Annotated in this window: 21 protein-coding genes; 9 read left to right on the plus strand and 12 right to left on the minus strand. The window is 67.0% G+C overall.

Annotation, left to right across the window (positions count from 1 at the left end; all coding sequences use genetic code 11):
* Positions 1-82 precede the first annotated feature (82 nt).
* Positions 83-2,266: a S9 family peptidase gene (locus LZ199_RS42300; protein ID WP_253999495.1), complete on the plus strand. Its 2,184-nt coding sequence runs from the start codon at positions 83-85 to the stop codon at positions 2,264-2,266.
* Between the two features lie 56 nt (positions 2,267-2,322).
* Here the strand turns inward: LZ199_RS42300 and LZ199_RS42305 are convergent, their stop codons facing one another.
* From LZ199_RS42305 to LZ199_RS42320, 4 genes are all read right to left on the minus strand, one after another.
* Positions 2,323-3,732 (minus strand): M16 family metallopeptidase, encoded by a 1,410-nt coding sequence (locus tag LZ199_RS42305; RefSeq protein ID WP_253999496.1) that lies wholly within the window; start codon positions 3,730-3,732, stop codon positions 2,323-2,325.
* A gap of 13 nt (positions 3,733-3,745) precedes the next feature.
* A complete protein-coding gene (locus tag LZ199_RS42310; protein WP_256569826.1) occupies positions 3,746-5,185 on the minus strand; it encodes an insulinase family protein in 1,440 nt (479 codons plus the stop codon).
* Between the two features lie 92 nt (positions 5,186-5,277).
* Entirely contained in the window at positions 5,278-5,586 is a 309-nt protein-coding gene (locus LZ199_RS42315) for a hypothetical protein (protein WP_253999498.1), read from the minus strand.
* A 136-nt stretch (positions 5,587-5,722) separates the two neighbouring features.
* Positions 5,723-6,280 (minus strand): tenascin-X, encoded by a 558-nt coding sequence (locus LZ199_RS42320; RefSeq protein ID WP_253999499.1) that lies wholly within the window; start codon positions 6,278-6,280, stop codon positions 5,723-5,725.
* A gap of 323 nt (positions 6,281-6,603) precedes the next feature.
* Between LZ199_RS42320 and LZ199_RS42325 the strand changes: the two genes are divergently transcribed.
* From LZ199_RS42325 to LZ199_RS42335, 3 genes are all read left to right on the plus strand, one after another.
* Positions 6,604-7,965, plus strand: a complete 1,362-nt coding sequence (locus LZ199_RS42325; protein ID WP_253999500.1) for a KamA family radical SAM protein — start codon at positions 6,604-6,606, stop codon at positions 7,963-7,965.
* A gap of 304 nt (positions 7,966-8,269) precedes the next feature.
* On the plus strand, positions 8,270-8,764 hold the full coding sequence (locus LZ199_RS42330; RefSeq protein WP_253999501.1) for a helix-turn-helix domain-containing protein: 495 nt from the start codon (positions 8,270-8,272) through the stop codon (positions 8,762-8,764).
* 18 nt (positions 8,765-8,782) lie between these two features.
* Complete coding sequence (locus LZ199_RS42335) at positions 8,783-9,355, plus strand: PIN domain-containing protein (protein WP_253999502.1); 573 nt, start codon at positions 8,783-8,785, stop codon at positions 9,353-9,355.
* On the opposite strand, the gene LZ199_RS42340 is transcribed toward LZ199_RS42335, so the two are convergent.
* The 4 genes from LZ199_RS42340 to LZ199_RS42355 all read right to left on the minus strand — a co-directional run bounded on the left by LZ199_RS42340 (position 9,339) and on the right by LZ199_RS42355 (position 12,889).
* The gene (locus tag LZ199_RS42340) at positions 9,339-10,223 is read right to left on the minus strand and encodes a DMT family transporter (RefSeq protein WP_253999503.1); all 885 of its coding nucleotides are present in this window, start codon (positions 10,221-10,223) and stop codon (positions 9,339-9,341) included. The two genes, LZ199_RS42335 and LZ199_RS42340, sit on opposite strands and share 17 nt — an antisense overlap.
* 113 nt (positions 10,224-10,336) lie before the next feature.
* Positions 10,337-11,107, minus strand: a complete 771-nt coding sequence (locus LZ199_RS42345; protein WP_253999504.1) for an aldo/keto reductase — start codon at positions 11,105-11,107, stop codon at positions 10,337-10,339.
* Entirely contained in the window at positions 11,104-11,730 is a 627-nt protein-coding gene (locus LZ199_RS42350; protein WP_253999505.1) for a hypothetical protein, read from the minus strand. The genes LZ199_RS42345 and LZ199_RS42350 overlap by 4 nt, the downstream gene beginning before the upstream one ends.
* The gene (locus LZ199_RS42355; RefSeq protein WP_253999520.1) at positions 11,720-12,889 is read right to left on the minus strand and encodes an NAD(P)/FAD-dependent oxidoreductase; all 1,170 of its coding nucleotides are present in this window, start codon (positions 12,887-12,889) and stop codon (positions 11,720-11,722) included. Before LZ199_RS42355 ends, LZ199_RS42350 begins: the two co-directional genes overlap by 11 nt.
* A gap of 260 nt (positions 12,890-13,149) precedes the next feature.
* Here LZ199_RS42355 and LZ199_RS42360 point away from each other — a divergent pair, with 260 nt between their 5' ends.
* The 3 genes from LZ199_RS42360 (at position 13,150) to LZ199_RS42370 (ending at position 17,443) form a co-directional block, all read left to right on the plus strand.
* The gene (locus LZ199_RS42360) at positions 13,150-14,736 is read left to right on the plus strand and encodes a hypothetical protein (protein WP_253999506.1); all 1,587 of its coding nucleotides are present in this window, start codon (positions 13,150-13,152) and stop codon (positions 14,734-14,736) included.
* Between the two features lie 449 nt (positions 14,737-15,185).
* On the plus strand, positions 15,186-15,752 hold the full coding sequence (locus tag LZ199_RS42365) for a hypothetical protein (RefSeq protein ID WP_253999507.1): 567 nt from the start codon (positions 15,186-15,188) through the stop codon (positions 15,750-15,752).
* Positions 15,753-16,096: 344 nt separating this feature from the next.
* Complete coding sequence (locus LZ199_RS42370; RefSeq protein ID WP_253999508.1) at positions 16,097-17,443, plus strand: hypothetical protein; 1,347 nt, start codon at positions 16,097-16,099, stop codon at positions 17,441-17,443.
* Between the two features lie 120 nt (positions 17,444-17,563).
* Here LZ199_RS42370 and LZ199_RS42375 read toward each other — a convergent pair whose 3' ends face one another.
* Complete coding sequence (locus LZ199_RS42375; protein ID WP_253999509.1) at positions 17,564-19,744, minus strand: M4 family metallopeptidase; 2,181 nt, start codon at positions 19,742-19,744, stop codon at positions 17,564-17,566.
* A gap of 109 nt (positions 19,745-19,853) precedes the next feature.
* A complete protein-coding gene (locus tag LZ199_RS42380; protein ID WP_253999510.1) occupies positions 19,854-21,356 on the minus strand; it encodes a hypothetical protein in 1,503 nt (500 codons plus the stop codon).
* Positions 21,357-21,519: 163 nt separating this feature from the next.
* Here LZ199_RS42380 and LZ199_RS42385 point away from each other — a divergent pair, with 163 nt between their 5' ends.
* Positions 21,520-22,107, plus strand: coding sequence for a GAF domain-containing protein (locus LZ199_RS42385; protein ID WP_253999511.1), 588 nt, complete (start codon positions 21,520-21,522; stop codon positions 22,105-22,107).
* 85 nt (positions 22,108-22,192) lie between these two features.
* Here the strand turns inward: LZ199_RS42385 and LZ199_RS42390 are convergent, their stop codons facing one another.
* Positions 22,193-22,960 carry a polysaccharide lyase gene (locus tag LZ199_RS42390; RefSeq protein ID WP_253999512.1) on the minus strand — a complete coding sequence of 256 codons (768 nt, stop codon included), beginning with the start codon at positions 22,958-22,960 and terminating at the stop codon, positions 22,193-22,195.
* 286 nt (positions 22,961-23,246) lie between these two features.
* Between LZ199_RS42390 and LZ199_RS42395 the strand changes: the two genes are divergently transcribed.
* Positions 23,247-24,044 carry an ABC transporter ATP-binding protein gene (locus LZ199_RS42395; RefSeq protein ID WP_253999513.1) on the plus strand — a complete coding sequence of 266 codons (798 nt, stop codon included), beginning with the start codon at positions 23,247-23,249 and terminating at the stop codon, positions 24,042-24,044.
* A 6-nt stretch (positions 24,045-24,050) separates the two neighbouring features.
* Here LZ199_RS42395 and LZ199_RS42400 read toward each other — a convergent pair whose 3' ends face one another.
* Positions 24,051-25,583, minus strand: coding sequence for a putative metal-binding motif-containing protein (locus LZ199_RS42400; RefSeq protein WP_253999514.1), 1,533 nt, complete (start codon positions 25,581-25,583; stop codon positions 24,051-24,053).
* Positions 25,584-25,612: the final 29 nt, after the last annotated feature.

Below are 25,612 nucleotides of genomic sequence, written 5' to 3' on the forward strand. Positions count from 1 at the left end.
CCACGTCAAAGGGGACTTCATCTTTCGTTTACATCGCCATGGCATCTTGCACGAACTCAGAGCCGCCACGCCGAGCCCCCCCATGCGAATCCTTGTCGCCGCACTCGTCCTCCTGAGCGCCCCCGTCCTCGCGCAACCCCAGGCGCCAGCCAAACCCTCCAGCTTCTTCCGTCAGCTCCTGGAGACGCGCTACTTCAACGCCGGTCGTCCCGTCGGCGTGAATGTCACCCCGGACGAGCAGACGCTCTTCTTCCTGCGCAACCCCGCCACCTCCAACGCGCTCTCCCTCCACGCCTTCGACGTGGCCACCGGCCAGACACGGGAGCTGCTCACGCCCGAGAGCCTCCTCCAAGGCGCCGAGGAGACCCTCACCCCCGAAGAGAAATCCCGCCGCGAGCGCATGCGGATGACCGCGCGAGGGTTCACCTCCTACGCCCTGTCCGAGGATGGCGAGAAGCTCCTCATGGGCCTGTCCGGCAAGCTGTACGTCGTCGCGCGAGCCACCGGGAAGGTGACCGAGCTCAAGACAGGCCCCAGCGTCATCGACCCGCGCTTCTCCCCGGACGGCACCCAGGTGGCCTACGTCCGCGAGCACGACGTGTATCGCCTGGACCTGGCCACGAACACCGAGCGCCGAATCACTCAAGGCGGCACAGAGGAGAAGACCCACGGGCTGGCGGAGTTCATCGCCCAGGAGGAGATGTATCGCTTCAACGGCTTCTGGTGGAGCCCGGACGGCAAGGCCCTGGCCTACACGGAGTCCGACACGAGCGGCGTGGAGAAGCTCTCCCTCACGGACGCCCGCAACCCCGAGCAGGGCGCGCAGCAGCTCTCCTACCCGCGCGCCGGAAAAGCCAACGCCAGGGTGCGGCTGGGCGTCATCCCCGTCACCGGCGGGAAGACGACGTGGGTGAGCTGGGACGCGGAGAAGTATCCGTACCTCGCCACCGTGCGCTGGCCGGCGAAGGGCCCGCTGACACTCCTGGTCCAGAACCGCGCCCAGACGGAGGAGCTCCTCCTCGCCGTGGATGTGAAGACAGGGCGCACCCGCACCCTGCTCGTGGAGCGCGACGAGGCCTGGCTCACGCTGGACCAGACCTTCCCCTGGTGGCTGGACGACGGCAGCGGCTTTCTCTGGAGCACCGAGCGCAACGGCTCACCGGAGCTGGAGCTGCGCGACGCCACGGGCAAGCTCGTGCGCTCGCTCGTCCCGCCCGACGCGGGCTTCGAGATGCTTGCGGGCTACGTGGAGAAGGAAGGCACCGTCTACTTCCTGGGCGGCGCGAACTCCACGGAGCGCTACCTGTGGCGCGTGAAGCCGGGCGACAAGCCCACGCGGGTCACCACCGGAGGCCCGGCGCTGGAGTCGGCCCGCATCTCGAAGCGGGGTGGCTTGCTCGTGGTGACGTCGGAGGGCCCCAAGAGCATGCGGAATACCGTCGTCCTCAAGTCGGATGGCACCCGCGTGGGCGAGCTGCCCTCCGTCGCGAAGGAGCCGCCCTTCCAGCCTCGGCTGGAGGTGCGCCACGTGGGCAAGGAGCGCTACCCCACGGCCCTGCTGCGCCCGCGCGACGCGAAGCCCGGGGTGAAGCTGCCCGTCATCGTCGAAATCTACGCGGGCCCGGGCACCGCTATGGTCCGCCAGAGCATGGCGGCGAACCTCACCGCGCAGTGGATGGCGGACCAGGGCTTCCTCGTCGTGAAGCTGGACGGACGCGGCTCCTCGTCCACGGCCGACGCGAAGCTGCGCAAGCCCAAGTACCACTTCGCCCAGACGCTGATGGACGAACAGGTGGCGGCGCTGCGCGCGCTCGCGGCGGAGGTGCCGGAGCTGGACTTGAACCGCGTGGGAATCACGGGCGCCAGCCACGGCGGCTACATGTCAGCGCTCGCCGTGCTCACCCGGCCCGACGTCTTCAAGGCCGCGGTGGCGGTGTCGGCGGTGACGGACTGGCGCGACTATGACACGCACCTGACGGAGCGCTTCCTCGGCCTGCCCGACGAACACCCGGAGGCCTACGCCCAGAGCTCCCTGCTCACCCACGTGAAGCCGGGCCAGCCCATGGGCAAGCTCCTCGTCATCCACGGCACCGCGGACGACAACGTCTTCTTCTTCCACGCCCTCAAGCTGTCGGACGCCCTGCTCCGCGCGGGCCAGCCCCATGACTTCCTGCCACTCAGTGGCATGACACACATGGTGTCGGACCCGCTGGTGGCGGAGCGCGTGGGGGAGGCCACCGTGCGCTACTTCAAGCAGCATCTGTGACGGGCCCTGGGGGCGGAGGCGACAGCAGGCCTCCGCCCCAGCAGCACTCAGTCAGCTCAGCGAACCGGAGGCGGCAGCACCTTGAGCTGCGGCTTCACGACCTTCAGGTCGCCCACCACCACGATGGTCATCGCCTCGCGCGAGAGCGACTTCGTGGCCATCTGCCGCACCTGCTCCGGGGTGACGGCCATCACCGTCTGCACGTAGTCGCGCAGGTACGAGTCCGGCAGCCCGTGGAGGTCCACGAAGCGCAGCTTGCCGATGATGCCGTTGCGCGACGAGTTCTGGAGCAGGAAGACGCCCGCCAGGTAGTTCTGCACCTCGCGCAGCTCCTCCGCGGAGGGCGGCGTCTTGCGCAGCGTGTCCACCTCCTTGAGCACCTCCTTCAGCGACTCCCCGGTGACGGCCGTCGTCACGTCCGCGTTCTGCACCCAGGACGCATCCCCCACGTGCACGGAGACCGTGCTGTAGGGCGAGTACGAATAGCCCTTCTTCTCGCGGATGTTCGCGGTGATGCGCGAGCTGAAGTAGCCACCCAAGAGCGTGTTCATCACCTCCTGCTGGACGTAGTCGGGGCTCGTGGCCGGCAGCGCCTTCACCGAGACGCGCACCGTGGACTGCACCGCGCCGGGCCGGTCCAGGTACTGCACCGACTTCGCCACCTGCTGCGTCGGCGGGTTCTGGACTCGCGCGGGGCCCGGCTTCCAGCCGGAGAACGCCTCGCGCACCGCCTTCTCCACCGAGGCCGCATCGAACAGGCCAACGATGTAGAGCCGGGAGCGGGCCGCGCCGATGTTCGCGTCGTAGAACCCGCGCACGCCCTCTCGCGTGTAGCCCTTCAGCATCTCCTCCGTCGGGAAGAGGCGGCCATAGGGATGGTCGCCATAGACGGACTTCGCCAGCAGCTCGTCGGCGAGCACCTGCGGCTGGCTCCGGTAGATGGCCACGTCACGCAGCAGGTTCGCCTTCACCCGCTCCACCTCCGTCTGGGGGAAGGCCGGGTTCTGGATGACGTCCGCGATGAGCGCCACCGCCTGGGGCGCCGACTCGGAGAGCACCTCCAGGCCGACGAACGTCTGGTCCGTCGTGGTTCCGACGTTGAGCTGTCCGCCCAGGCCGGCGGCCGTCTGCGCCACCTGCTCGGCGGAGCGCGTGGTGGTGCCCTCCACCAGCAGCTTGCCCGTCAGGTCCGCGAGCCAGACCTCGTTGGCCTTCTCGTGGATGTTGCCCGTGTCGATGGCGAGCTGGATGGCGACCTTCGGCATGTCGCCGTAAGGCAGCAGGGAGACCTCCAGCCCGTTGTCGAGCTTGAACTCGGTGCGGACGGGGACCTTGAACGGCTTGGGGGCCGCGGGAGCCGGAGGGGCCTCCTTGGCGGCGGGAGCGGCGATGGCGGGCGCGTGGAGAAGCCCGAGCACCATCAGCGCGGGAGCGACAAGACGGCTGCGAAGTGAGCGCGTGTTCATGGGTCGCATGTCCTCAGCGGGCCTGGGCCTTGGTGGGGGCGGGAGTCACCGTGAGCACCGTGCGGTTCTCACGGCGCAGGTACTCGCGCGCCGTCTTCTGGATGAGCTCGGGTGACACCTTCATCAGCTCGTCCTCGAGCCGGTTGATGCGCTCCGGGTCGTCGAAGAAGAGCGCGAAGGAGGCCAGCAGGTCCGCGCGGCCGAAGCCGAGGAACGACTCCACGTGCTCGTACAGCCGCGAGCGCGCCTTCACCCGCGCCCGCGCCAGCGTCGCCGCGTCGATGGGCTTCTCTTGCAACTGCGTCACCACCCCGTCGAACTCCTGGAGAATCGTCTCCGTCGTCGTGCCCGCGTCGTGGAACAGATAGGCGGTCCACTGCATGGGGCCGTTGTAGTTCCACTGGTTGCCCAGCTCGTTCACCCCACCCTGCAGCTCCCCGGTGAGGCCCTTCTTCTGCACGAGCTGCTGGTAGAGCGCGCTGTCGTTGCCCTTGAGGAGCACCTCGTCCACCAGCGCCATGGCGTAGTACTCGGGCGTGCCCACCGCGGGCATGTGGTAGCCCACCGCGAGCGCGGGACGCTCGGCCAGCGGGTCCTTCTTGTCGTGGCGCTTCTCCTTCTCCTGGCGCGGCTCGGAGATGTCAGGCTTCTGCGGCTGCGCCACCGTGGGCAGCGGCCCGAAGTACTTCTTCACCCAGCCCTTCACCTGCTCGGGCTCGAAGTCGCCGACGACGACCAGCACGGCGTTGCTCGGCGCGTAGTACGTCTTGAAGAACGACTTCACGTCTTCCAGCGTCGCGGCCTCCAGGTCCTTGAGGTCGCCGTAGAAGTTGTGCGCGTTGTACCAGTTGGTGTTCGCCACCTGCGGCATGTCCAGCCACGGGAAGCCGCCGTAGGGCTGGTTGAGGACGTTGACCTTCACCTCGTTGGCCACCACGCCCTGCTGGTTCTTGAGGTTCTCCTGCGTCACCTCCAGGCCGCGCATCCGGTCGGCCTCCGCCCAGAGCATCGTCTCCAGCGCGTTGGAGGGGACAATCTCGAAGTAGTTGGTGAAGTCGAAGCGGGTGGAGCCGTTGAGGATGCCGCCGTTCTTCTGGATGAGGCGGATGAACTCCATCTTCCCCAGGTTCGTCGAGCCCTGGAACATCATGTGCTCGAACAGGTGCGCGAAGCCGGTGCGGTTCCTCGGCTCGATGCGGAAGCCGATGTTGTAATAGACGCCAATCGCCGTCTTGGGCGCCGTGGTGTCTCGCGAGAGCACCACCTTCAAGCCGTTGTCGAGCTTGAAGTAGTCCACCGGCACCTGGAGCTTCGGCGTCTCGGTCGGGGCAGGTGCAGCCACGGGCGTCGCCTCGGCGGGGGCCGGTGATGGGGCTTCTGGCTTCTGGGCTTCATGTGATGCCGCGCACCCGAGGAACGCGGCGGCTGTGAGCGCTCCAAATACTCTTCTCATCGACCCCTCCCAGGGACCTTGGCCATGTGTCGAAGGACGCCGACCCTTACGGCGAGCTGCGACCATCGATTGCGAGAACGTGCGGGCGACTTCTAGGCCACCATGAAGGGGGCCGAGCAGTAGGAGCAGACGACCTTGTCGCCTGGAAGAACATTGTCAGCGCCCACCAGGCCCAACACCCCGTGCGAGGCTTTCTTCCCGTCCTCCGGTGAGACGATTTCCATCACGCTCGCCACCAGCCCGAAGACCCCGAACGCCGCGCCCGCGACGCCCACCCACGCGACCACCAGGCCCACGGCCCTGCCGAGCCACTCGAGGGCGCCCGAAGCCCCACCGCGCACGGCGGCGGGCGGCAAGGCCACGGAGGTCAGCGGGGAGTCGTGACGACGAGGGGTGTTCATGGAGTCTCATGAGCCGCGGGTGCAACCCCGCATTCTATAGAGGCCACCCCGGCGTCGGTGTCCCAAGAAATCCGCCCCACCGGGCCCGGACGCACTCCGGGCACGGCGAGGTTGTCACTCAGAGAAGCTCAGCCCTTCAGCCCTGAGGCTCCTGCGGGCACGACGGGCACATGGGCGGGCAGTCCTGTGGGCACCACGTCGGCTCACCCGCGGAGCAGATGAAGTCACCGCACGGGGGCGTGTTGGGGCAGTCGATGGGGCAGGACCACGCATGCTCACCGATGTCGCAGACACTGTTCCCGCAGGAAGGGCTGCCGCAGTCGCCGGGACACGACACGCTGGTCTCCCCGTTGTTGCAGATGGCATCGCCACAGAAGGGCGTCGGCGCGCAGTCGGCGGGACACGTCCACTGGGTCTCCCCGTTGTTGCAGATGGCATCGCCACAGAAGGGCACCGAGGAGCAGTCCTCGGGACACGTGGAGCTGCTCTCCCCATGGGCGGTGTCACAGAAGTTGTCGCCGCAGATGTAGGCGCAGACCTCGCACGACGGCCAGCTGCCTCCGCACGGGCACTGCTCCAGCCCGGCCTCCACCTGTCCAGGCTCCGCCACGCGGGAGTCGGGCGATGACGCGCCACACGCGGAGAACAGTCCCAGCGCCAGGCTTCCCACGACGACCAACAGACGAGACTTCATGGACGGCTCCTTGAAAAAGGGGGTGTCCACGGTAACCCAGAATAACGCCGCAATAACAAACACAGACGATGGGTGACTGCGCAAGGCGTCATGGACGCGCGCTCTGCGAGAGGGCCCACGCCTGACACCCGGACACTCCGCAGGGGTCTCCCCTCACCCCGCAGCGTCGTTTGACGTTTCTTCGCTCGGGCGGGGTGACAGGTCCGCGTGCCGTGTGTTACCCCGAAAGACCACCTCCTTGGTGGTCAAACGGTACGTCTGGTTACCGACAGCCCCACTCCCTCCAGGGCCATGTCCGCGGAGCCATCGCGGAGGGCCCTGCCATGCCCGAAGCGAGGAACCGCGTGAGCGCTACATCCAACGCGGTGCGGCCCCTGTCCCTGGGACAGCGGTACCGTGCCTACACCCACAGGAACCTGGACGAGCTGACGGCGAGGGCACGCCTGTCATCGGACGAAAGGCTCGCCGTGCAGGCGGTGGCCCAGGTGCTCCCCTTCCGCGTCAACACGTACGTGGTGGACGAGCTCATCGACTGGTCCGCGGCGCCCGACGACCCCATCTACCGGCTCGTGTTTCCCCAGGCGGACATGCTGCCCGCCGCCGACGTGGCGCGCCTCGTCGACCTGATGCGCTCGGGAGCGCCCAGCCTGGAGCTGGCGGGCGTGGTGAGGGACATCCGCGCGAGCCTCAACCCGCATCCGGCCGGGCAGATGCAGCTCAACGTGCCGAAGCTGGCCAACGAGGAGCCGCTGCCGGGGCTCCAGCACAAGTATCAGGAGACGGTGCTCTTCTTCCCCAAGCAGGGACAGACGTGTCACGCCTACTGCACGTATTGCTTCCGCTGGGCGCAGTTCGTGGGGGACGCGGACTTGAAGTTCGCCTCGCGCGACATCGCCCCCATGGTCGACTACGTGCGGGAGCATCCGGAGGTCACCAACGTGTTGTTCACCGGTGGCGACCCCATGGTGATGAGCGAGGCGGTGCTGGCGCGCTACATCGAGCCGCTGCTGGAGATTGAGCACCTGGAGGCCATCCGCATCGGCACCAAGGCGCTGGCGTACTGGCCGCAGCGCTTCGTCACGGACCCGGACGCGGACGACACGCTGCGCCTGTTCGAGAAGGTGGTCGCCTCCGGCAAGAGCCTGGCCTTCATGGCGCACTTCTCCCACCCCAACGAGATGGTGCCGGATATCGTGCAGGAGGCGGTGCGCCGCATCCGCTCCACGGGCGCAATCATTCGCACCCAGGCGCCGTTGATTCGGACCATCAACGACGACGCGGCCACGTGGGAGCGCATGTGGCGTACGCACCTTCGCCACGGCATGGTGCCGTATTACATGTTCGTGGAGCGGGACACGGGGCCGCAGGACTACTTCGCCGTCCCGCTCGCCTCCGCCTACGACATCTTCCGCACCGCGTACCGGAATGTCTCCGGCCTGGCGCGCACGGTGCGGGGCCCGTCGATGTCCGCCACGCCCGGCAAGGTGTGCGTGGATGGCGTGACGGAAATCGCGGGCGAGAAGGTCTTCATGCTGCACTTCATCCAGGCGCGGGAGCCGGAGTGGGTGGGCAAGCCCTTCTTCGCGAGGTACGACGAGAAGGCGACGTGGCTGTTCGACTTGAAGCCGGCGCTGGGTGCCACGCACTTCCCCTGGGAGCTGCCCTCCAACGCCAGGACAAGCTGAGTTGCTTGTTCGCAACCGACCAGGTTGACCATCGGCACCGCACGACTTGTGAGGCAGCCACAGGAGGCCGCGCGCCAGGGCGCTCGCCCTCATCGGGTGGTCCATCGAGGCGCCCCCCCCCTCCCTCTCGCGGGAGCCAGGGGACACCCCATCGACGCATACACCCAAGCAAGCCGCACACGCCTAAGCATCTGAATTCACTATGATTCCATAGGCCGTCAGGTGCCGACGGGGTTGCGTTTGGGTCGAATATTGGTTGCGTTTGGGTCGACTGAGGCCTACCTTGAACCAAGGAGGTTCCAACATGACGACCGCTGCGGCGCAGCTCCTGGAAGACCGTATCCGCCGGATGACGCCCGTATCAGCCCCTCCGGACCAGCAGGCCGAGGTCGTGGCGCTCTCACGCCTGCTTGGTGGTGCCAACGCCCAGAGAAAACCAGCGACCCAATGCAAACTGGTTGGCCCGACAGGCGAGCATATCGCGATTCCTGAATCTGTATTCTACGTGCTGGAACGTGTCGTCGAGGTGATGGCACGCGGAGATGCAATCACGGTTGTACCCGTCGGCAAGCAGCTGACGACACAACAAGCCGCGGACCTGCTGAACGTGTCGCGGCAATACCTCATCCGCCTGCTTGATGAGAAGAGAATCCCCTACACGAAGACAGGGAAACATCGGCGGCTACGAATCGAGGATGTCCTCAGCTTCAAGGAAAAGCAGTCCAAAGCGCGCGGGGCAGCTCTCGATGAACTCACTCAGTTGAGCGAAGACCTGGGCGGATACGAAGAGCTGGATTAAATCGGCTCGCGGATCCGCATGATTCCTGCTCCCTTCAAAGTCGTTCTGGACGCGAACGTCCTCTACCCATTCTCGCTGCGCGATACGCTGTTACGCGCAGCGTCTGAAGGGTTCTTCCAGGTCTACTGGTCAGCAGAGATTCTGGATGAAGCGCTCCGTAATCTTGTCGGGACCCGCAACATGACTGAGCAACAAGCTGAACGGCTCCGGGCTGCGATGGACAGAGCGTTCCCGGAAGCGATGATCACGGGTCACGAGGACCTCATTCCCGCGATGAAGAACGACCAGAAAGATCGGCACGTCGCCGCGGTCGCGGTGAAGGCTGGGGCTCAAGTCGTTGTAACGAGCAACCTGAGAGACTTCCGCGATCTCCCAACTGGGATAGAGGCTCAATCGCCGGACGACTTCCTGGTCCACCTCTTTGACCTCAATCCCGACGGCGTGGTCGAGTTGGTGAAGGAACAGGCCAAGGCGCTCCGGAACCCGCCTCGCTCTTTCGAGGAGCTGCTTTCGGGCCTGACCAAAATGGTTCCCGACTTCGCTGCGGCTGTCCGCATGCATGCGAAGCAACGGTCTACCCTCCCAGGATGAGGATGGCCATGCCGAGGATGAGCACGGCGATCATCCCGGACTTCAGCAAGACATTGGCCTCGCGAAAGAAGAGGGCTGACAGGACAAAGCCCACGATGAGGCTCGTCCTGCGCAGCACCGACAGGTGCGTCACCATCGCCTCCGGCTCGGTGATGGCGACGAAGTAGATGAGCTCGGCCGCCACCCACGAGCAGCCCACCAGCGGAATGCCCCAGCTCCAGGTGAGGCCCAGGCCCAGGCCGCCTTTGCGCTGCATGTACGGCACGAAGACCAACGCGGAGAGGATGCAGCGCTGGAACGCGGAGCTGGCTTGCAGCTCCAGCACGGGCAGGCCCAGCCGCGAGACGAGGAACTTGTCATACACCGTGGTCGCCGCCGACAGCGCGGTGGCGGACAGCATCCACCACACGGAGCTGTTCTTCGACAGCACCAGCCCCTCCTTCCGGCCGACGATGGAGAGCACGTAGTACGAGCAGACCGTGAGCATCAGCCCGAGGAACTGCACGGGCGTCAGCAGCTCGCGGAACATCAGGAAGCCGCCCGCCAACGTCCACAGCGGGCCGGAGGCGCGCACCGCTCCGGCGATGGAGATGGGCAGCTCGCGGACCGCGTAGTACGCGAGAATCCACGACGCCGTCATCGCCACGCCCTTGGGCAACAACCACGCCTGTTCCTGCCATGTCAGGCCGAACGGCTCGACGTGGATGGGCAGCGCGCCCGGAATCAACACCGGCACCCAGCACAGCGCGCCGAAGAGAGAGGACCACATCACGACGGGGATGACGCTGTTGCCCGTCATCGCCTTCTTCGTCCAGACATCGTAGAGGCCGAGCATCACGCCCGCGCCCAGGCCATACGCAATCCACATGGTTGAGGTCTTCGAGGCAAAGAGGTGCCCGCCCGGGGCCACGGCTTCGCGGACCCCAGGTCAGGAGCACGGCGGAGCCACGACGAGGCCCCGCCGGCGAGAGAGTCTTCCCGTCAGCCTTCGAGCGAGCGGAAGGCGTCCAGCGTCTGCCGCAGGTGCTCCGGAGACTTCGTACCCGTCAGCACGTAGCCGGAGAAGCGCTGCTGGAGGATGTGTGTCAATGACTCGCGCATGGACAGCCGCGTGTCCCTCCCCTCCTCCTGGAGCAACTGGCCCATGGCGAAGGGCCGGTTGACCAGGACCCGCAGCCCATGTCGCGCCGCCAGTTCGAAGGCCGGCTCCAGCGCCCGGTGGAGCAGGTTGTACGGAAACTGGAGGAAGGAATAGACGCCCGCGGCACAGGCCGCCTCGGCGCCAGCCCCATCACTCACACTGGCTCCCACGCGGGAGATGCCAAGCGTCCCCGCGTACTCGAGCACGCGCAGCACGTCGGGCGAGCCCACGTTGGCGGCCGTCGCCTTGTGCACCTGGAGCAGGTCGATGTGCCCGAGCAGCCGCACGCTCTCGTCCAGGCTCCGCCGTAGCGCGTCGGGCGAGTGGTCCGTGAAGGACGTCTGCCGCTCCGCATCCCAATGTTCCCCCAGCTTGGTGGCCACGAAGACGGAGCTCCGCGCGGAGCCGAGCCCCGACAGGAACGCACCGAAGCGCTGCTCGCTGGAGCCATACGCGGGCGCGGTGTCGAAGCAGCGCACGCCCAACTCCAGCGCGGTGTCGAGCAGCCGTCGCCCATCGGCCTCCGACGGAGGCGGCTCGGAGCGGTAGCCCCACGTGCGCCCGAGCGAGAGCAGTCCAAGCCCCAGCTCCACGGGCCTCGCGCCGCTCATGACTTCACCTTGGGGTGATAGAACGCCTGCGGCTTCACGTCCTCGGCGCGGAAGCCGCCGTTGCCCAGGATGACCTGCCCCACGCCCAGCACAAGGCCCCGCGCCGTGCCCGAGCCCTTCAGCACCGCCGCGCGCAGGTCCGGGTCCGGGTCGCTGAAGGCCGCTCCCGCCGCGAGCTGACAGCTGTCCACGGTGATGGCCCCGAGCACCTGCGTCCCGGAGCCAAGCACGCTCTCTCCGAACACGGACGCCCCGCCCAGATACCGTCCCCCGTCGCCCACGGTGATGCGCGCACCGGCGCGGTTCGCCTTCGCGGTGAAGCCGCCCTCTCCGAACTGGTTGCCGTCACCGACGACGATGCTGCCCGTCTCCGCCGCCAGCAACGTGCCGGTGTGGAGGATGTTCCGACTGCCCAGCTGGAACTCCGCCGTGGGCGCACAGGTGAGCGTAACACACGGATGGATGACATTGCCCTCGCCGATGCGCAGGTGCCGCGAGATGAGCACGGAGAACGGGTCATAGATGACGTTGCCGGAGTCCGCGAGCGCGAGGACCTCCTCCACGGTGAGCAGGCCCGCCGAGCGCCGGGGCGCATCCAGGGCCGCGAGCAGGTCAAGCCGCATGGGTGGCCTCCCGCACGAGGGACGTGAGGCTCGCGTGCAGCACGTCACACGGCCGCTGCGCGATGAGCCCATCCTCCAGTCGCTCATAGAGCCGCGCCGTCAGCACGTCCGTGAGGAACGGCGCCTCCGTCATCTTCCCAGGGAGGATGCAGATGTGGCCGGGCACCGGCTCGTGGATGGCGATGTTGAGCGAGCGCGCGGAGCCCGCGTCGGGCGCGAAGTCCACCTTGGTGCAGGCCACGTCGCTGTGAGGCCCCGCGTTGCGCCAGCCCGGCACCAGCCGCTCCAGCGCGCGGTGGAGGTTGTCCGCCCGCTCGGGCACGACGTTGTAGTCGGGATTGGCGCACAGGAGCGCGTCCTCGTTGAGCCCCACGACGCTGTAGTCACCGTGGTGCATCATCGCCGCCTCGTGCGGGTCCACGTAGAACAGCCCGTGCCCGCCCAGGCGCGGCACCACCACCAGGTGGCTCTTCCAGTAGCGGATGGGCAGCTCCAACCCGAAGAACTGGCGGAACAAGTCCCGCGCCCCGAAGCCCGTCGAATAGACGAACAGCCGCGATTCAATCTGGAGCGACTCCCCGTCGGCGGTGATGACCGTGGCCTCCGAGCCGCTGACGCGCTCCAGCCGCGAGCCCGTGAGGACCTCCGCTCCGCCCTGCTGCGCGGACGTGTACAGCTTGCGATACAGCATCCGCGTGTTGATGCTGACGTCCGCCACTTCGAACACGGCGGACGCGCGAGACAGGTCCGCCGACGGGAAGCGCGCCTTTGCCTGCGCCTGCGTCAACGGACGGTGGATGACGCCCGCCTCCTCCCAGCGCGAGACGAGCTCCTGGAGCCGGTCCGCGTCCCGAACCAGCACGAGCGGAGGCCGGTCCGCGTCCTCCACCGCCTCCGGCGCGAAGGCGCGAATCTGCTCGTGCCCGTAGATGCACCGCCGCGCCACCTGGATGGCCGCCTGCCGGTCCTTCACGGAGCCGGCGTGATAGCTGCCCCGATGCAGCCAACCCTCGTTCCGCGTCGACGGGCCACTGGCCAACGTCGGCTGCTTCTCCAACAACAACAACCGCAGGCCGAGCCGCGCCAGCTTGTGGCTCGCCATCAACCCCGTCACGCCTCCGCCCACCAGCACCACGTCATATCGACGGATGTTTCGCATCACGTAGCTCTCCCCATGTCCTGTCACACCGTCACGAACCCCCCGTGACAGAGAATTTTCACAATCGTGACTTTCATGATTAACTTGATTTGCTACTATTGACGCTTTGCGTCTGACTTAGGAAGGACGCGCCGGGTGTGGCGCCACGGGGGGCGGGAAGCACCATCCCGGGTGGGCTCGCGTGAAAGTCCCCGAGCGAAGGTCACCGAAGCAAACTCGCGAGGGGCGTTCTCCTGGAAAATCATCAGGAGGCTGCAACCGTGCGACGGATGTTCAGGCTGCTGTGCTGTGTGGGAGTGCTGGCGGCGTGTGGTGGCCCGGAGACGGACGAGGAGCTGGAGCAGGAGAGCGACCCGGGCACGCGGCTGGCCAGCGTGAAGCTGTCGGACGGCCAGTCGGTGACGTTCTACGAGGTGCCTGACTACGGCATCGTCACGGTGGTGAAGGGCCCGCGGGGCACGCCGATGCCGGACGCGTCCGCCTTCGACGGCATGCCCATCCCGGACATCTACCGCAAGCTGTCAGGGGGCGAGGAGCCGCCCGCCGCGCTGGTGGAGGCCGCCGGCCGCGTGCCGTCCGCCCTGGCGCAGACGTCCGTGCGCGAGGCGAGGGCCCCCGAGGGCACCGCGCAGATGTCCCCGCCTCCCTCGGGGAACGGCGTGAGCCAGCAGGCGGTGCCGGACACCGCGTGGTGGTCCGCCAACTTCTGCCAGGGCCTCAACACCGAGTACGACGAACTCTGGTGCCCCCTGAATGTCTACAGCTGGGCGCACACCGGCTGGGGGCCCGTGCAGAAGTACTACCAGGCCTGTGCGACGACGGGTGAGGCCACGGGCTCCCTGTGGATGGACAAGTGGGCGAGCGGCGCGTGGCAGCGCCTGCAGACGGCCACGCTGCCCAAGTGGTGGTGGACGTGCGTGTGGGGCGTGGGCGCGGCGCAGTACCGCTCCGGCCTGGACGCGACGGCCAACGCGCTCTTCGTGGCGCGCTCCCGCTACGCCATCCCCAACATCATCGCCAGCGCGACGGACTTCCCGGCCGACCGCAGCTACTCGAACTTCTCCGACAACCTCCAGGGCATCACCCACAACTACACGCACTGGTTCCAGACGCGAAACAGCACCAACTTCTGGAAGGACGAGGCCACGAACGGACTCATCGCCAAGCAGCCGATGACGGCCCTCAACGAGAACCCGCCCGAGTACTACTTCATGCCATCCCCCTGGTACAACGCGGGCTTCCGGCACTACGGCGACCTGGTGCACGTCAATGGCTACCTCTACATCGCCATGGATGGACCGAGCCAGGGCGGCGCCGTGGGCGTCTTCAACACGAACATGCAGTACATCGGCTACGCGTCGCTGCCGAACTGGTCCGGCGGCGTGGCGTTCCTCGCGCACAACCCGCGTGACGGCCTGTTCTATGCGGCGACGAACGCCTTCGGGGCGACCTCGCTGCGCGCCTACTCGATTGCCCTTTCGGGCAACACCGTCACCGTCACCCACAAGCGCACGCTGACGCTGTCGAGCAGCATTCCGGTGGGTGCGTGGATTCAGGGCGGCAAGATTTCCGCGCGCGGCAACCTGTACATCAGCGTGGGCGGCGGCGGACAGACATCCGGCATCTACATGGTCGACGTGGTGAACGGCTACGTGCAGACGTATTACTACGTGCCCTATGGCTCCGCGGACGAGTTCGAGGGCCTGGACCTGTGGGATTTGGACGCGGACCAGCGCATCGGCGCCCGGGGACAAATCCACATGCAGAAAATCAACATCGACCTGCCGGGCTTCGCCGACGACTACTGGCTGTCGCACTACCGCGTCGACGACCCGAGCAAGCTGTAGGTCTTCAAGACTCACGGACGACGACACAAACAGACATCCGTGACGTCGGTGCAAAGGGAAGCCGGCGGCTGGAAGGTCTCACCCTCTGATATTCCGCGCCGGGAGGAAACTCCCGGCTGTTTCGTCGACTGGAGGCCTGGAGACACGAGCTTCCCGAACGGGGCCATTCATGTGTGTGCATGTGATTATTCCCCCAAGGACCCGGCGCCCCAGTACAGTTAGGGAATGGGATTTGCTGCCTCTGAGTCTTCGCGCTCGCGTCCAGCCCTCCCTCCTTCCCGGGGCTCCTCATGAACTTCCACGCACCCACACTTCTCATCACCTGCTTCGTGACCGCTCTGGCTTACGGCTGTTCCGAGCGGCCTCAACCCTCTTCGAATCCACCTGCACCGGCCGCCACGGCACAGGCTCCTCTCACCGACAGCCTCACAGGCATCTGGGTCGGCACCATGGCCATCACCGGCTCCACGTCCGCGTCGATTCGCTATGAAATCACCGACAACAACGGGCAGCTGTCAGGGATCGCCTTCGACCTGGAGCCCAGCCGGAATCAGTTCATCAAGACGGGGACCCTGACAGGCACTCGAACAGGCACCTCGGCGCAATGGACGAGCGGAGGGGACACCGTCTCCGGAACCCTGAGCGGCAACACCTTCACGGGCACGCTCGTCGTCGCGGCGGAGGGACCGGACGCGTCCCTGACGGCCCAGGTCGCGCTCGAGCGCACCGCCTGTGTCGCCGAATCCGACGCGGCCTTCTGCACGCGGGTCAACGCCAACTGTGGCCAGAAGGCGGACGCAGACAACTGCGGCGTCCGGCGCGTGGTCGACAACTGCGGAACCTGCACGAGCGGAACCTGTACGCTGAACCAATGCCAGCCCGCGGCATGCTCCGGGACGACCTCGACCACCTGCAACGGGGAGTCGGGCTGCAGATGGAACTCCAACTGCTGCGGTGGCCTGTGCCTGAACTTGAGCCAGTCGTGCCCTATCACCTGCCCGCCCAAGGAAGGGTGAGCCAGCGCACCCCGCGTTGAAACGGACCGGCGCGGCGGCGCCTCCCCCTTCGCCGCCACGTCGTCTGCATCGCCATGGATGGACCGAGGCTCGGTGTCGCCGTGGGCATCTTCAACACGAACCCGCAGACCACCCCGCACGGCGAGGGCCTGAGGCTCGACCCCGGAGCCAACGGCCCCGCCCATAATGAAACACAGGCCCTTCGCGCCGTCGCCCCCCGGACACCCCTTGTTCGGGGGCGCTGGTGATACAGGAACAGGGGAAGCGAGTCTGCCGGCGCCGCATTCAGCGGATGAATCGCAGCGGAGTGGCTGTCTATGAAGTGCGTCGGATTCAGAGTGTTCGTGAAGGGGCTGACCCTGGGGTCTCTGCTGTGGATGACGGCATGCAACGTGCCCATCGAAGCGGAAGAAGAGGCCGGGGAGCTCGTGTCTCTAGAAGAGTCGTCCCAGGAGTCACCGCTGGTTCCCGGTGTTCCGTGCGCCGACGGAACCATGGAGCAGATCTTCTCGGGGGGCATGGCGGGATGCGCGGGCAGGGTCTCCTGGGGCAGCCGCGCCTCGCTCTGCGCGCCAGGCTTCCGCCCCGCGAGCGCGCGCGAGTGGGACACGCTGTTCAATGGACTCGCGCCCGCGCACAACTACTGGACCAACGATGACCTGCGCTACAGCGGCGTGTCGGGGACCTGTAGCGTCGCATACGTGACGGGCACCGCCTGTCCCGCGGGTCAGCCCATGCGCGTGTGCACAGCCGCCGGCACCGACGCGGAAGGCAACACCTGCAACTGGACCGGGTGCGGCCTGCTGGCGAACAGCCCCAACCGGTTCTTCGGAGGCTGTGCCGGCAACGCCACCGCGGGCACGCTCTGCGTTCCCCGGGGATGCGCGGATGGTTCCATCGAGCAGACGTTCTCCAACGGCATGGTGGGATGCGCCGGGAGCATGACGTGGGCGGGGCGCGCCGCGCTGTGCGCCTCCGGGTACCGGGTGGCCACCGCCGCCGAGTGGGTCGGCCTCCGCGGCGGGAACGTGCCCACGCACCACTACTGGACCAACGACGACCTCCGGTACACCGGCTCGGCGGCGTCGTGCTACGTGAGCACGACGGTGGGGACCGCGTGCGCCGCGGGGCAGCCGATGCGCGTGTGCCGGTCCACGGGCACCGACGCCGAAGGCAACACGTGCAACTGGGTCAACTGCGGGTACGGCGCGCTGCCCCCGCCCAACCAGTACTTCGGCGGCTGCGCGGGCAACCCCACGGCGGGTGCGCTCTGCGTGCCGACGCGGGGCTGCGCCGATGGCTCCGTCGAGCAGGTCTTCACCAACAGCCTCGTGGGCTGCTCGGGTGTGGTGACGTGGCCCAACCGCAATCAACTGTGCGCCCCGGGCTGGACGGCGAGCGCCGCGAGCACCTGGACCAGCCAGCACGGCGCCGCGGCCCCCCGGTACAACTACTGGACCAGCGACAACCTGCGGTATCTGGGCACGGGCTCGTCCGCCTGCGCGGTGTCGACCACGTCCGGAACGGCCTGCACGGCGAACCAGCCCATGCGCCTGTGCACGCCGACCGGGACAGATGCCCTGGGCAACCAGTGCACCTGGACCCACTGCGGCTACCAGACCAACACCCCCGACCATTACTTCGGCGGCTGCAACGGCAACACGACGGCCGGAACGCTGTGCAGGCTGTGACCCACGGCCCCGTGTAGCCCCTTGAAACGGACCGGCGCGGCGGCGCCCCTCCCGTCGCCGCCGCGGCGTCAGTCCCCCGGGCGCGAAGTCAAAGTCGCGCCCGGGCCCTGAACGTCTGGACTACTTCACACCGACGGCGGTCCAGCTCTCCTTCACCTTCGCCACCTCGGTGGAGTCCGCGCCGTAGAGGTCCGTGGCCGCCTGGATGGTGGCGGTGCGGGCCTGGGCGAACGTGGTGCTCGGCGTCATGTAGTGGGCCAGGGCGCGGTAGTAGATCTTCAGGCCCTTGTCCATGCCGACGCCGTCCTTCACCTCGAGCTTGGACGTGCGGTTCGTCCCGCCGTTGGCCAGCAGGTAGAAGGCGTTGTTGGCGATACCGCTGGAGCCGTGCACCTCCGTCTGCTTCGGGTAGTCCTTGTAGTTGTCGATGGAGTACCCGTCCTTCGTGGGGTCGTTCATGTAGCGAAGGCCGTCGTTGGGGTCGCCGTTCGTCGGCGTCCAGGCCGTCTCGCCAATCGTCCAGTTGAACTTCACCTCGGGGTTCTTCGTGGACGCGTACCACTCCACGCCCGCGCCCATGATGTCGCTCATGGCCTCGTTCAGACCACCGGACTCGCCGCGGTAGACCAGACCGGCGGTGCGCTCGGTGAGGCCGTGGGCGATTTCATGGCCCGCGATATCCAGCGCGGTGAGCGGACCGGAGTCCACGCCGTCGCCGTCGCCGTAGGACATCTTCTCGCCGTCCCAGTACGCGTTGACGTAGTTCTCGCTCACGTGCACGTAGTTGACGAGCTTCTCGCCCTTGCCGTCGATGGAGTCGCGGCCGAGCACGTCCTTGAGGAAGTCGTACGTCATCGCCGCGCCGTAGTGCGCGTCCACGGCGGCCTGGTTGCGCTTCGGGTCCGTCGCCTCGCCCCAGACGTTGTTGTCGTCCTTGAAGGGCGTGGTGCCGCTCGCCTCTTCCTGGTTCTTCGCGTCGTAGGTGGAGATGCCCTTGCCGCGGGTGTTGTCCTCCAGGGTGAAGGTGCCGTCCGAGCCCTGCTTCGTCTTCAGGTCCACCTTGCCGCTGTAGAGCGAGGTGTCATCCGCGGTGCCACCGGGGACGGGCGGCTTCGGGGGCTCGGTGGGAGGCTGGGTGGCCTTGGGCGAAATCGCCAGGCCCCAGCTGTTGAGCTTGCCGCTGTCGCCCTTGGCGTTGTCCTTCACCGTCAGCGTCCACTCGCCCTTGGCCTTCTCGCCGGCGAAGGCGCTCAGGTCGAAGTCGCCCTTCACGTTGTCCGTGCTGCCGCCGGTGCGGTTGTGCACCACCGCGCTCTTGCCGGAGGGGCTCGTCAGCGTGACGGACAGGTCGCCCTTGTACGTGTGGCTGATGTTCAGCGACAGCTTGAGCTTGTCGACGGTGACGTCGTCGGCCACCTTCACCTTGGAGGTGACGGTGGCGTTGTCCTTGATGGCCGCGTTCGGCGTGGTGGAGACCTTCACGTCCGCGGGCGTGGCGGCGGCGGCCTTGGTGCTCGTGCCCTTCGCGGCGGCGGTGTCACCCGTGCCGTGCGTGGCGCAGGGGCAGTTCTTGAAGCCGTCGATGGTGTTGAACTTCTCGTAGATCTTCCCGCTGTTCGCGTCGACCAGGTAGTTCATCCGGCGCGGGTTGTCGGTGCCGTTCACATTGGCGACCTCGACGCGGTAGGCGGAGCGGTACTCGCCGGACGGGTCCTTGTAGATGACCCGCTCGGAGTTCGGCTGGCGGTCCGGCTTGCCCGCGAAGTCCTTCAGCGCGATGTCCAGCACCTGCGCATGCGACAGCTGGGGCTTCTGCGTGCCCAGGCCGGCGGGAATCGTGGACTGGTCACCGGTGACGCTGCTGACCTTGCCGTCCTTGCCCAGGTGGGACACCACCTGCTCGGCGTAGACCTTCACGCCCTCGTGCTGCCGGTCCAGGCGCACGTGCGTCATCCCCAGCTCGTCGCGCTCCACGTTCTTCGGGACGAAGGCCGGGTACTGGATGCCGCCGCGCAGGCCCTGCGTCGCGGGCTTGCTGGAGGCGGGGGTGAGGTGCTCCAGCGAGGTCTGGATGGCGGACTGCGCCTCCTTGCTCTCCAGCGACAGGCGGCCCACGGGCGCCGGCAGCGGCTTCAGCGTCTGCTCGGCGCGCGCCAGGTCGGTGGTCTTCGCCGCGGGACCGAAGCCGTCCTTGATGACGTTCGGAGCCGTCGGGGTCTTCGCGGTGTTCTTCGGCTGAGCCTCAGCGGAAATGGTGGGGAGGACCGTCGGCTTCGAACCATCAGTGCGGCGAATGCTCATGGGTCTCAGGACTCCGTACGAGGTGGCTAAAGAGTTATCGCCACAGTGTACCAGGAAGTTACCGGTTGATTTCCACCCCACCCCCCCTGGAGCCATGTGTCTGAATGTTTCAGTCCGCGAGCCAGCGCGCCGAGGAGACCTTGTCTCCGAATCCCCAGGAATTGAGATTCACTTCTCTGAGTGAACCATCGCCGATGAGGTCCTGAGTCTTGCCGCTGTAGTTCGAGTCGGCGTGGAGCCGCACGCGGTGTCCGGGCGGGAGGCACCAGCGCACGGCGGAGACCTTGTCGTTGAGCCCGTCGATGTCCTGGAAGCGGGCCCAGTTCTTCGCGCCCCGGTCGGCGAAATCGAAGATGAAACCCCGGTCGCTGAAGTCGGAGTCGTCGTAGAAATCGACGAAGGCGCTCGCGAGGTGGGTGCCGCAACCGTCGTTCGCCCAGATGTTGCGGAACTCCACCATCTTCACGGAGCCCGAGGGCCCGTCATCGGCGTGCTCGGTGGCGTAGAGGATGAGCTTGCGATCCGCGCCCACGAAGACGCCGCCGGCCGCGTCGAGGTTGCACTGCCGCGCGCCGTCGTTGCTGCAGTACAGGTGTTTCGCGGCGACGTGCTCCAGGCGCAGGTGGCCGTCCAGGCTGACGCGGTAGAGGTGGGCATGGTCGTCGCTGACGGGGCCCCAGCGCAGTCCGCCGAGCAGCGTGCCCACCAGGTAGAGCTGACCGTTCTGGCAGTCGGTGACGAAGTTGAGGTTCTGGAAGGGGCCCCAGGTATCGGAGGGGATTTCCTCGCGGGCCCACTGGTCCACGCGCGTCCACGCGTTCATCGGTGAGCGGAGGTCGGTGGTGGTGGAGAGGAAGACCTCGAGCACCTTCGCGTCGTACTGGCCGAGGAGCAGCAGGTAGCGCCTGTCCGACAGGCGCGTGAGGGACGCGGTGCCCGCGTTCGCGGAGGCACCGTCGATGAAGGCGAAGGGCTCGGGGGACAGGCCCTGGTTGAAGTCATACAGGGCGATGCGTCCGGGGCCGGAGCCCTGCTCCATGGGGAGCGCGACGATGTTGCCCACGGCCTGCATGCCACCGCCGTGGGCGTAGCCGTCGACGAGGGGGAGCGCTGTCACCGCGCGGTCGTCGATGGGTGGGGCGGTGTCCTCGGGCTGGGAGATGGAGGGGGACAGCCGGTTGGAGCGAAAGCGGAGTCCCTCGCCGTTGCGCGAGGGCAGGTGCACCACGTGGCCCACGTTGCCGTTGTCATTGCCGTCCCGCTTGGACACCACGAGGTAGCGCCCGGAGCCGAGTGACAGGCGTTGAATCCCCTGCCAGTGATTGTCACCGGGATAGGCGACGTTGAAGTTGAACGGGCCGGGGCGGAAGCCGAGCACCTCGCCGTGGTCCCTGAGCTCATTGAAGCGCGCGGGGACATCGGGGACGCAGAGGTTGCAGTCCGGGCTTCCCCAGGCACAGGAGGTGTCTCCCTGGAGGGGGACGAGCGCCGTTGACGCGGTGGTGTCGGTGGGCTCGGTGGGCGTGGGCGAGGGGCCGCAGGCGGTGAGTGACAGGATTCCGGCCAATGCGCGGACCCACGTCAGGGAGGAGGTGCGGGGATGAAGGGGCATGGTTTCCTTGGGGAGACAGTGGGGCGGCTCGAAAGCAACGGAGGGTGTGGAACAGGTGCGTCCAGGAGCATGGCTTGACCCGAGGGTGCGGTGCCATGAGACGCTTTCCTTCTCGCGCTTCCCCCGGCGCGACAGGCCCGTCCCCCCTCTGGAGTTCTCCTTCATGGCCTCGCAGGCGTACGCCGCCCTCATGGATGTCTCGCGGTTGTTGTTGGACAAGGGCTTCGAGCCCGGGAATGTCTCGGAGGCGCTGGGACAGGTGGGCGCCGCGCTCGATGTCGACCGTGTCTATGTTTTCGAGAACAGCAGGGGCGCCGACGGGACGCTCTTGTGCAGTCAGCGCTACGAGTGGAACGCGGCGTGTGCCTCCGCGCAGCTCGACAACCCCGAGTTGCAGAACGTGCCGTACGACGAGGTGCTTCCGTCGTGGGTGCAGCCGCTGTCGTCTGGGCAGGTGGTGAAGGGAAGTCCGCGCGACTTCGCGTCGCCCGCGAGGGAGCTGCTGGAGAGCCAGGACATCCGCTCGCTGCTGGTGTGTCCCATCACGCTGGGCGGCGAGTGGTGGGGGTTCGTGGGCTTCGACGACTGTCGGACGGAGCGCGCGTGGCCCACGGCCGAGAGTTCGGTGCTGCAGGCGCTGTCCAACGCGCTCGCCGGCTCACTGCGACATGCGCGACTGCGCAGCGCGCTCACCGGGGTGCAGGCGCAGCTGCGCGCAATCATCGACCGCTGCGCGAGCACGACGTCCTGAGCGGTGGACGGCCTGGACCCTGGCTGTCCGCTTTGAAGCCCCCCGTGACTCCGACCACGAGTCACGGGGCTCGCTCAGTCGCTGACTACCACTGCGCGGGGTCGGCGTCGGCGAAGGTCGTGCCCACGCCAATCTCGTCGAACCAGATGCTCCGCGTCCCCTGGCTGCCCTGCATGTACCCGTTGTCGTACCAGCCATTGGCATACAGGCCGACGCGGAACTGGAAGTAGCGGTCGTCCGCGATGGTCGTGTTCAGGTTGTACTGCTCCAGGACCTTCGTCCCGTCGAACCACAGCTTGAAGAAGCCCGTCCCGTCCGTGGCCCACTTCGCCTGAATCACAATCTTGTGCCACTCCCCCGCCGTCACCGTGGCCAGATTGCCGAACGTCACCGTCTTCTGACTGCAGATGGTCCCCTGCTTCACCCGCGTGAAGAGCTGGTTGCCCGAAATCCACACCATCGTCGACGGCATGTAGTCGTCACAGCCCGTGTCGGAGAAGTCCGCGATGAACTGCGCGATGTTGTACGACTGCGGCTGGAACTGCCAATCCGCCTGCAACCGGAACGCGAAGCCGTAGAAGCCCGTGTCCCCTCTCCGGTACACATTGCTGCGCATCACCTCCGAGTGGTACCGGCCGCTGTACGCCGGGTCGTAGGTCTGCATCATCTTCAGGGCCGTCGGTCCTTCGTAGGTGACGTTCGTCACCTCGTTCACCGAACCTCGGTGCTCCCGATTGATGGAGTTCCAGCCAGACAACGTGCCCGTGTTGCTGAAGAGGGACGCCGCTTCGGCGACCAGCCCAAACGCCAACAACGTGGCACCGGCGACGACACCCAGATTCTTGGTTTTCATTGTGCTCGGGGGTGAGGGGTTCGGGGCCCGAGCCTGGCTCGGCCCCAAAGTCCTCTTAACCAGGAAAACGAGATAGCGCATGCCTTGGTGAACGGGACGTCATCTTTCGAGCGCTCGACCGCGGGGAAGCGGCGAGGGCCCACCAGGAGGCTGCATCAATCCAGGCTGGGTGGTGATTTCGCCGGGGCGCCGGGCAGGGGGACGAGGTGCCGCCTGGTGGTGGGACAGCGTGGGCGTGCGTCTTGGGAGGGGCGGAGTGGAGGGGCTCGCACTATGGTGAGGAGCGATGAGTGAATCGGGCAGTCAGGCGGCGGCGAAGCTGGTCATCGAGGTGAAGGACCTCCACAAGTCCTTCGGCGACAACGCGGCGCTGCGCGGGGCGAACCTCGTCGTGCCCGAGGGCACCACCTGCGTGCTGATGGGCGTGTCCGGCTCCGGCAAGTCCGTGCTGATGAAGCACGTCATGGGGCTGATGAAGCCGGACAGCGGCTCGGTGAAGGTCAACGGCGAAGAGGTGTCCGAGCTGAGCGAGAAGGCGCTGGACCAGATGCGCCGTCAGCAGGGCATCCTGTTCCAGGCCAACGCCCTGTTCGACTCGCTCAACGTCTACGACAACGTGGCGTTCCCGCTGCGCCAGCGCACCCGGATGTCCGAGGAGGAGATTCGCCAGACGGTGGACAAGACGCTCGCCAGCGTGGGGCTGTCCCACGCGACGACGCGCTTCCCGGGCGAGCTGTCCGGCGGCATGCAGAAGCGCGTGGGCTTCGCGCGCGCCGCCATCCTCCAACCGAAAATCCTCCTCTACGACGACCCCACGGCCGGCCTGGACCCGCTCACCACGGCCTCCGTCAACGAAATCATCTTCACCGGCAAGCAGCAGCTCGGCGCCACGTCGCTGGTGATTACGCCCGACGTCGCGTCCGCCTTCGGCATGGCGGACCACCTGGCGCTGATGCACGAGGGCCGCGTCGTCGAGTACGGCCCCCCCGACGCCTTCCGCGAGTCCCAGCACCCCGCGGTGAAGGCCTTCCTCAACAACTACCTCCGACGCCGCTCCCAGCGCGGACGCACCGCCGGGAGCTGAAGCGCTTCACGGCGTGCAGTAGCGCACGGCGTCCAGGGAGCTGCCGTCGGGCGTGGTCGTCATGTAGAGCGCGCCCATGCGCCGGGGCTCCAGCTTCTCCAGCAGGACCCACTGGGCATACCGGTGCAGTGGCAGGGCTTCGGAGTCCGGAGACCTGTCCACCGCGGCCTGCCCCTCGTCCAGCGTCCACAGGCGTCCATTCCACCCGAGCCAGTCATCGCCACCCGGCGGCGGTGCCTGATGATCCTTGAACACGGAGAGCCACCCCAGCCGCAGCACGCCTTCGTCCGCGAGTGCGCTGTACCAGAGAATCTCGTTCGTGGGCGCCTCCGCCCACGTCTCGGGCTGCCCTCCGTTGAAGAGATTCTGGACCACTTGAAGCTTGTTGATCCAATCCGGGGCGCTGCTCGCACGCATCACCAGGACAGGCGACTCCAGCGGCCCACCACGAGTGGCCCCCAGGTCCACCAGGCGCGGGATGGGTTCATTCGTCGTATCGAAGGACCGCTCGCCATCCACCGGATCCAGGTTCGCATCGAAGCGGCGCAATCGCACGGTGAAGCTGAACCCGTGCGACTTCTCGTCACGGATGACCGCGAGGACTTCTCCATTGCGCAACCAGAGGGCATTCGAGGAATACGGCACGGAGTCTGTCGCGCTCGAGAACAACACCTTCGGCGCGGTGACCACCTGCCCCTGAGCGTCCGTCACCATCCCCATGACCTGCCTTGGCGGTGACCGTTCGGTCCCCGAGTTCCAAGTCACCAACAACCGGTCGCCCATCGAGGAAGCCGCGACCTGGGTCCCTCCTCGTTCGAGCGGCCTGTCGAAGAGCAGGTGTTCCACCAGGCCCTCTTCGGGCTCCGGGATGGGTGCACCCTGATTGTCGAGCGGGACAAGATAGGCCCGAAGTGGCGCATCTGAAGAACGCGAGGTGGTGGAGTAGTGCAGTGCGAGCCTGTCCCCCATGCGTAGAAGCTTTGCCGTCAGCAGGCTCCCCTCAGTCGCTCCCGTCCGAATCCACGGCATCGACACGCTCGCCGTCCCCTGGATGGACAACTCCGAGCTCAATCGCAGGATGAGGACCCTGTTGCCGTCTCCAATGCTCACGAACACGCCGCTGTCCGTCTTGAGACTGGAGAAGCGCCCGTACGCCGTCTCCAGGCTCGTGACGCGGGACCAGCTCGGAGGGTCCGTCACGCCATCGCAGTCGTTGTCGAGTCCGTCACAGCGCGTCTCCGCCGCTTCGTAGTCGGCGCCATACGAACGCGCCGTGCACTCTGGTTCGTAGGCCCCGTCCACCCACGCCCGCCTCGCTCCCGCGCAGACGCCCTGTTGCTTCTCACAGGCCAGCGGCTCCACCCCTGCATCCGAGCCACCATCGTCCGTCCCTGGACCTGCGTCCTCCCCCGAACCCGCGTCCTCCACCGCCGGGCCCGCGTCGTCCCGAGGCTCGTCCTTCGTGCCCGAGGACTCGCACCCCGCGACCATCACCAGCAGCAGGAGCCCCCATCCCGCCTGAATCCACTGTCGAGTCATGTCCCGCAGGGTGGCACAGGCCTCTCACC

It is taken from the genome of Myxococcus qinghaiensis, assembly GCF_024198215.1.
Classification (GTDB): Bacteria; Myxococcota; Myxococcia; order Myxococcales; family Myxococcaceae; genus Myxococcus; species Myxococcus qinghaiensis.